General features: G+C 63.3%; 7 protein-coding genes. 2 read left to right on the top strand and 5 right to left on the bottom strand.

All coding sequences use genetic code 11. The features are described from left to right. Positions 1–5 precede the first annotated feature (5 nt). The gene (gene hyi / locus BEK68_RS07055) at positions 6–788 is read right to left on the bottom strand and encodes a hydroxypyruvate isomerase (protein WP_012436707.1); all 783 of its coding nucleotides are present in this window, start codon (positions 786–788) and stop codon (positions 6–8) included. A 43-nt stretch (positions 789–831) separates the two neighbouring features. Beyond that, a complete protein-coding gene (gene gcl, locus BEK68_RS07050; protein WP_012436706.1) occupies positions 832–2,607 on the bottom strand; it encodes a glyoxylate carboligase in 1,776 nt (591 codons plus the stop codon). 345 nt (positions 2,608–2,952) lie between these two features. On the opposite strand from gcl, the gene BEK68_RS07045 reads away from it, so the two are divergent. Beyond that, complete coding sequence (locus tag BEK68_RS07045) at positions 2,953–3,864, top strand: LysR family transcriptional regulator (protein WP_012436705.1); 912 nt, start codon at positions 2,953–2,955, stop codon at positions 3,862–3,864. A gap of 112 nt (positions 3,865–3,976) precedes the next feature. Beyond that, a complete protein-coding gene (locus tag BEK68_RS07040; RefSeq protein WP_249262908.1) occupies positions 3,977–4,402 on the top strand; it encodes a hypothetical protein in 426 nt (141 codons plus the stop codon). A gap of 3 nt (positions 4,403–4,405) precedes the next feature. Here the strand turns inward: BEK68_RS07040 and BEK68_RS07035 are convergent, their stop codons facing one another. Genes BEK68_RS07035 through BEK68_RS07025 form a run of 3 tightly spaced genes read right to left on the bottom strand, consistent with a single transcriptional unit; the run spans position 4,406 to position 7,070 of the window. Further along, a complete protein-coding gene (locus BEK68_RS07035; protein ID WP_012436703.1) occupies positions 4,406–4,990 on the bottom strand; it encodes an IMPACT family protein in 585 nt (194 codons plus the stop codon). A 6-nt stretch (positions 4,991–4,996) separates the two neighbouring features. Continuing rightward, positions 4,997–5,692: a GntR family transcriptional regulator gene (locus tag BEK68_RS07030; RefSeq protein ID WP_024542307.1), complete on the bottom strand. Its 696-nt coding sequence runs from the start codon at positions 5,690–5,692 to the stop codon at positions 4,997–4,999. 37 nt (positions 5,693–5,729) lie between these two features. Then, positions 5,730–7,070: a C4-dicarboxylate transporter DctA gene (locus BEK68_RS07025; RefSeq protein WP_012436702.1), complete on the bottom strand. Its 1,341-nt coding sequence runs from the start codon at positions 7,068–7,070 to the stop codon at positions 5,730–5,732. Positions 7,071–7,336 lie beyond the last annotated feature (266 nt).

The raw sequence follows: 7,336 nt of genomic DNA, 5'->3' as shown, positions 1-7,336 counted from the left end.
AAAAATCAAGCAACGTTGTGAGCAGCGCGCCAGCCCAAGCCTTCCACAGTCCCAGCCTTAGGCCTGTACTCACACCCAATCCACCCGGCGTAACCAATCTCATCGAGCCATTTGAACAAGAACTGATAGTTAATCTCACCAGTCCCCGGCTCATTGCGCCCAGGGTTGTCCGCCAACTGCACATGCTTGATCTTGTCCAGATGGCGCTTCAGCGTGCTTGCCACCTCGCCCTCCATCCGTTGCATGTGATAGATGTCGTACTGCACGTACAGGTTGGACGCGTCCACGTCGTTGATCAGATCCAGCGCCTGCTGCGTGCGGTTCAGGTAAAAGCCCGGAATATCGAACGTGTTGATCGGCTCGATCAGCAGATCGATCTTTTCTGCCTTCAGTGCCTTCGCCGCAAACTTCAGGTTCTCCACCAGCGTCTTGCGCGCAGCGTCTTCGCTCACGCCTTCGGGGCGAATGCCCACCAGGCAATTGAGCTGGCGCGCGCCGAGCACCTTGGCGTATTTGATGGCTTCGCCCACGCCGTCCTGAAACTCGCTCACGCGGTCCGGCAGGATGGCGATGCCGCGCTCGCCGCCGTCCCAGTTGCCGGCCGGCAGGTTGTGCAGGACCAGGTCGAGCTGGAAGCGGTTCAGGCGATCGGCAATCTGGTCGGCATGGAACGTGTAGGGAAACAGGAACTCCACACCGCGGAAGCCCGCACGCGCGGCGGCTTCGAAGCGGTCGAGGAAGGCCTGCTCGTTGAACAGCATGGTCAGGTTGGCTGCCAGCTTTGTCATGGTTTCTCCTGTTATCGGACGGTGAGGGAATAGCGCGCCGTCTTTATGCGGTGGCGCCTTCGGCTTCCGTGAGGGTGTCTTCCAGGTCGAGCACCTCTTCAAACTCGACCACGTTGTCGATCTCCGTGCCCATGGCGATGTTCGTCACGCGCTCGAGAATCACTTCCACCATCACCGGCACCGAGAACTCGGCCATGAGCAGGCGAGCCTGCGCAAAGGCGGGTTCGATGTCTTCGGGCTTGAACACGCGGATTGCCTTGCAACCCAGGCCTTCCACCACCTTCACGTGGTCGACGCCGTAGCCGTTCAGCTCTGGAGCGTTGACGTTGTCGAAGGCGAGCTGGACGCAGTAGTCCATCTCGAAGTTGCGCTGCGCCTGGCGGATCAGGCCCAGGTACGAGTTGTTCACCACCACGTGGATGTACGGCACCTTGAACTGCGCGGCCACCGCCATCTCTTCGATCATGAACTGGAAGTCGTAGTCACCCGAGATGGCCACCACGTCGCTGTTGGGCGATGCCACCTTCACGCCGATGGCGGCGGGAATCGTCCAGCCCAGCGGGCCTGCCTGGCCGCAGTTGATCCAGTGGCGCGGCTGGTTGACCGACAGGAACTGCGCGGCAGCGATCTGCGACAGGCCGATCGTGCTCACGTAACGCACGTCGCGCGGGAAGTACTGGTTCATCTCGCGGTACACGCGCTGCGGCTTGATGGGCACGTTGTCGAAGTCCGAACGACGCAGCATCGTGCGCTTGCGCTTCTGCACGTCGGCGTTCCAACTCTTGCGGCACGGCAGTTTGCCGGCGGCCTTCAGCTCACGCGCGACTTCAATGAACTTCTCCAATGCCGCCTTGGCGTCCGACACGATGCCCAGGTCCGGGCCGAACACGCGGCCGATCTGGGTCGGTTCGATATCGACGTGCACGAACTTGCGGCCCTTGGTGTAGACGTCGATGCTGCCGGTGTGGCGGTTGGCCCAGCGGTTGCCGATGCCGAACACGAAGTCCGACGCCAGCAGCGTGGCGTTGCCGTAGCGGTGCGACGTCTGCAGGCCGACCATGCCGGCGTTGAGCGGGTGGTCGTCGGCGAGCACGCCCCAGCCCATCAGGGTCGGGACGACGGGCACGTTCACCAGCTCGGCAAACTCGACCATCAGCTTGGCCGCATCAGCGTTGATCACGCCGCCGCCGCACACCAGCAGCGGGCGCTCGGCCTGGCACAGCATCTCGATGGCGCGCTCGGCTTGGGCACGCGTGGCCGCGGGCTTGTAGACCGGCAGCGGGCTGTACGTGTCGGGGTCGAATTCAATCTCGGCGACTTGCACGTCGAACGGCAGGTCGATCAGCACCGGGCCCGGACGACCCGAGCGCATCAGGTGGAACGCCTGCTGGAACACGCGCGGCACCAGCGCCGGCTCACGCACGGTGACGGCCCACTTCGTGACCGGCTTGGCGATCGATTCGATGTCGACGGCCTGGAAATCTTCCTTGTACAGGCGGGCACGGGGTGCCTGGCCGGTGATGCACAGGATGGGGATCGAGTCTGCCCAGGCCGAGTACAGGCCGGTGATCATGTCGGTGCCTGCAGGGCCCGACGTGCCGATGCACACGCCGATGTTGCCGGGTTCGGCACGGGTATAGCCCTCGGCCATGTGCGAGGCGCCTTCGACGTGACGCGCCAGCACGTGGTCGATGCTCCCGGCGCGACGCAGGGCCGAGTACAACGGGTTGATGGCGGCACCGGGCACGCCGAAGGCCGTGGTGATGCCTTCTTTTTCCATCACCGCAACTGCGGCATCAATCGCTCTCATCTTCGGCATGGGGTGTCTCCAGGAAGGGGAAGGTGGGAATACGTTGGAGTTGATCCTATTCCCGCATGCCGATATGGATAAACGCAGATTTCGTCAGTTGATTGCTAACTCTGAATACCGAATTATTTTGCGTGCTGCACCAATCCGAGCGGATCAAGGTGCGGAAGAACGGCACCACTAAGCCGTTTCGGAGAGTTTTTGTGCATCGCAAAAATTCTGCCCGGCGCCCGCGCATCGATCACATCGTCACTCATCATTTCTGTCATTCGTCACAGGTGATATGCGCCAGAAAGTCGCAATCCAGGTACGGAATGCTCACTAAAATGGTCAGACATTGCGAACTGGAATGATGGAATGGACAAGCTCAAGCAGATCGAAGCGTTCATCGCCGTGGTGGAGCACGGCAGCATGGCCGCCGCCGCGCTCACGCAGGATGTGACGCCCGTCATGATCGGCCGCCGCATCAACGCGCTGGAAGCCCGCCTTGGCGTGAAGCTGCTGCATCGGTCCACCCGCCGCATTGCGGTGACGGAGCAGGGCGCGGTCTTCATGGAACAGTGCAAGAAGGCGCTGGGCGAGCTGGACCGCGCGGAGCTGCTCGTTGCCGAAGGCCGCCACAAGGCGACCGGGCACCTGATCGTCTCGGCGCCCGCAGCCTTCGGCCGCAAGCACGTCGCGCCGCATGCGCCGGACTTTCTGCGTGCCAACCCCGACGTGCGCATCTCGTTCAACCTGACCGACCGCGTGGTCGACCTCGTGCGCGAAGGCTACGACGTGGGCATCCGCATTGGCGGCGCGATCGATCCGAACTTCGTGGCGATTCGCCTGGCGTCGAACAAGCGCGTCGTGTGCGGCACGCCCGCGTACTTCGCCAAGCATGGCGTGCCGCGCACGCTCGATGATCTCGCGCGCCACAACTGCCTAGCCTTTAACCTGCAGGGCGGGCAGCAGCGCGGCTGGTATTTCCAGCAGAACGGCAAGGCCGTCACCGTGAAGGTGAACGGCAACCTCGACTGTAACGATGGTGAGTTGCTGCACCGCTGGATGGGTGAAGGCCTCGGTCTGGGCTGGCGCTCAACGTGGGAGATTCAGCCGGAGCTGGAATCCGGCGCGCTGATGACGGTGCTGGACGACTACGCGCTGCCCGACTACGACATCCTCGCCGTGTACCCGCAGCAGCGGCCGGTGCCGGCAAAGATCCGGTTCTTTATCGAACACCTGAAGTCGGTGTACGGGCAGGCAGGGTATTGGTCGCGAACGGGTTGAGCGTGCGGAAACGGATGACGGTTCCTAAACTTGTCATCAGACGCATCGCGGGTGGCGCGCTCAATGCCGGAGACTGAAGATGCTACACAGAACTGCAGTTGTCGGCGCTCTCATGCTCAGCACCTCCGCCCTGGCGTGCGATCTGACCGGGCTTGAGCACCCGCTGGTGTTCTCGCCCAGCGACTCTGCACTGCCGACCACCGAAATCCTGAAACTGGCGGAATGGGATTCGCAGCTCAAAGAAGGTTTTCGCAGCGGCGGCAAGTACCGGGTGCGCTTGCAAGAGGCGTCCGAGCCTGCTCCCGACCCAGAGCTGGCAGTGCTGCGCCTCAGGAGCATCCAGGCCGTGCTGGACGCTGTCGGAATCGAGGGCGACAAAGTCGAGTCGTCGGAAGCCGATACGCATCTACGTGCCGCGGAACGCGAGGGTGTCGCCCCCAAAATGCCGACAGCCGCCTACGTCGTTTTCCAACCGGACTGCCAGAGCCCGTGTTGCACGGGCTCCACGCCCGCCGCTCCGCTCGCTCCCGCGCGATAAACGCTAGGTAATTGCCACACGCCCCTGCGTCAAATCCCGCAACGCGACGCGCGCAGCCGCCTCGTCCGTCACCGGCAACCGCACCGTCAGCGTGACGCCCGCATCGTACGCAGCATCGACGAGCGTGTAGCCGCCATCGTCAATCCAGCGGCGGATGCGCGCCTCATCGGCGTAATCGGTGGCGAGGGTCAGCGTGGTGCTGGCGATGCGCTCCACGCGTTCGGCGTGCATGAGCGCGGTGGCGATGGCGTCCGTGTAGGCGCGCACGAGGCCGCCCGCGCCGAGCTTGACGCCGCCGAAGTAACGCACCACGGCGCCCAGCGTGCCATCCAGGTCGTGATGGCGCAGCACTTCGAGGATGGGGCGGCCCGCCGTGCCGGAGGGTTCCCCGTCATCGGACATGCCCGACTGGCCGCCCGCCAGGAGCGCCCAGCAGACGTGCGTGGCAGCGGGGTGTTCGGCGCGCAGGCGTGCAATGACGTCCATGGCGGCGGCTCGGTCTTCGACCGGCACGGCCAACCCGATAAAGCGGCTCTTCTTGATTTCCAGCTCGGCAGAAACCGGCGCGCGCAGCGTATACGTCGGCACGCGCGGTCAGGCGAGGAGGGCGGCTACGAGATCTGTCGCACGGCCGCCCGGCGATTCGAACTTGAGTGACGCCTCGGTGTGCGCCATGTGCTCTTCCATCAGAGCGATAGCGCCTTCCACGTCACCGCGCTTAGCGGCGTCCAGGAGAGCTGTGTGCTCCTCCGATGAACGCACGGCGTCGTACGTCGACTGATACATCATCGTGATCACCGAGCTGCGGGCGGAAAGCTCGTACAGCATTTCCTTGAGCACGCTGTTCCCGACCACGTCGGCCATCAGGAGGTGAAAGTCGGCCATCAGGCGATTGCGGCGCGGGACGTCCGACAGGTCGCCGCTGGCCGCCACCTTGTGCTCTTCGGCCAGGTGCTTTTCCAGCCGCTTGTAATCGGCGGGCGTCGCTTTGGCGATGAACTCGCGCACCAGCGCAACCTCCAGCACGCGGCGCACCGCAAAGACCTCGCGCGCCTCGGTCTCGTCGGGTTTGGCCACGAAGGCGCCCCGATCGGGCTCCATGCGGATGAGCTTGTCCTTGGCCAGCATTAGCAGCGCTGCGCGAATCTTCGTGCGGCTGACGTGGTAGACCCGCGCCAGCGCCTCTTCGCGCAGCTTGGTGCCCGGCGGCAGCCGATGCGCGACGATCGCCTGGGCGATGTCATCGGCAATGCCTTCGGAGGAGATGTCGGCGGCGGTGGTTTCAGTCATGGCGCCGATTTTACCGCCGTCCGACAACAGCGCCGCTTCAGGCATGCGGCAGCGTATGGGCTGCAGGTGCCGCAACGCCAAGGCCGTGCGGAATCGCTTCGCCTTCTTCGGTGATGTCGATCTTGCCGTCGAGCACCGCATTGGCGCGTACGCGGTCGATGTCTTTCTCCCACGCCGCGATGACGACCGTTGCGACGCAGTTGCCGATCAGGTTGCCCAGCGCACGGGCAATGCCGATGAACCAGTCGACGGAGAGCACCAGCACCAGGCCGATCGCCGGAATGGCCGGAATGACCGACAGCGTGGCCGCCAGAATCACGATGGCCGAACCCGGAATGCCGTGCGCGCCCTTGGAGGTGACGAGCGCCACGCCCAGGATCAGCAGCAGATCCTGCAGCGCCAGCGGCGTATTGGTCGCCTGTGCAATGAACACGGCGGCCAGCGTCAGATAGATCGAAAACGCATCGAGGTTGAACGAGTAGCCCGTCGGGATGACAAGGCCGACCACCGAGCGTTTGATGCCCATCTTTTCCAGCTTGTTCATGATGGACGGCAGCACTGCGTCGGACGACGCCGTGCCCAGCACCACCAGCAGTTCCGCGCGTAGGAAGCGGATCAGCTTGAAGATGTTGAAGCCCGCCAGGCGCAGGATCGTGCCGAGCACCACCACCACGAAGATCGCCACGGCTGCATAGAACAGCAGCACCAGGAAGCCCAGTTGCTTGAGCGAACCTGCGCCGTACTTGCCGACGGTAAAGGCCACCGCGCCCAGCACGCCCAGCGGCGCCAGGCGGATGATCACGGCCATCATGCGGAACAGCACATGCGAGAGCTGATCGATCAGGTTGACCAGCGGCTTGGTCCGCTCTCCTAGCAGCGAGAGGGAGCAGCCGAACAGGATCGACACCAGCAGCACCTGCAGGATGTCGCCCTTCACAAAGCCGCTGACGAACGTATCGGGAATCAGCTTGAGGAAGAACGCTGCAACGCCGGTCGATTCCACCTGCTTGGCGGTGGTCATGTATGACGCCATGGCCGCCGGATCGAGCGTCTTAGGATCCACATTCATGCCGTGGCCCGGCCCGAACAGATAGGCCAGCGCAATGCCCAGCGCCAGCGCGATCGTCGTGACGATCTCGAAGTAGATGACGGCCTTGCCGCCCACGCGCCCGACCTTCTTCAGCTCGCCGGCGCCGCAGATCCCCACCACCACGACGGAGAAGACGATCGGCGCGATCAGCATCTTGATCAGCTTCAGAAAACCATCACCGAGCGGCTGCAGCTTCTGCGCAAATTCGGGCGCCCAGATGCCCAGCGCGATGCCCACCGCCAGGGCAATCAAAACCTGCCCGAACAACGGGCGCGTAAAGCGTTGCATGGTGAATCCTCCTTTGGATTACGGGTGTCTCAAGCCGCGCCCAATCGTCTAGTTCGGTTTGCTGCGATTGTCGTCACGGCTTTGTTTCGCTCACTGGATTGCAACGAATTGTTGCGACGAATTGTCGAGCGTTGACGGCATCATAGGCGATCCAATTTTTGTATGCAATTTTTGAATTCACATGCTAGGATCGACCCATGCAGTCCCGCGAAGCCTTGTGCTTCCGCCGTTTACGCTGCACTTCCGGCGTTCCCATCGCCACAGTT

This window comes from Ralstonia pickettii, assembly GCF_001699815.1.
Lineage (GTDB): Bacteria > Pseudomonadota > Gammaproteobacteria > Burkholderiales > Burkholderiaceae > Ralstonia > Ralstonia thomasii.
This window is presented reverse-complemented; position numbering and strand designations above follow the sequence as displayed.

What these genes read in the sequence shown, in the direction of transcription:
- BEK68_RS07025 (WP_012436702.1), bottom strand. Translation starts at nt 7,070, where the DNA reads ATGCAACGCTTTACGCGCCCGTTGTTCGGGCAGGTTTTGATTGCCCTG.
- BEK68_RS07030 (WP_024542307.1), bottom strand. Translation starts at nt 5,692, where the DNA reads ATGACTGAAACCACCGCCGCCGACATCTCCTCCGAAGGCATTGCCGAT.
- BEK68_RS07045 (WP_012436705.1), top strand. Translation starts at nt 2,953, where the DNA reads ATGGACAAGCTCAAGCAGATCGAAGCGTTCATCGCCGTGGTGGAGCAC.
- BEK68_RS07040 (WP_249262908.1), top strand. Translation starts at nt 3,977, where the DNA reads ATGCTCAGCACCTCCGCCCTGGCGTGCGATCTGACCGGGCTTGAGCAC.
- gcl (WP_012436706.1), bottom strand. Translation starts at nt 2,607, where the DNA reads ATGCCGAAGATGAGAGCGATTGATGCCGCAGTTGCGGTGATGGAAAAA.
- hyi (WP_012436707.1), bottom strand. Translation starts at nt 788, where the DNA reads ATGACAAAGCTGGCAGCCAACCTGACCATGCTGTTCAACGAGCAGGCC.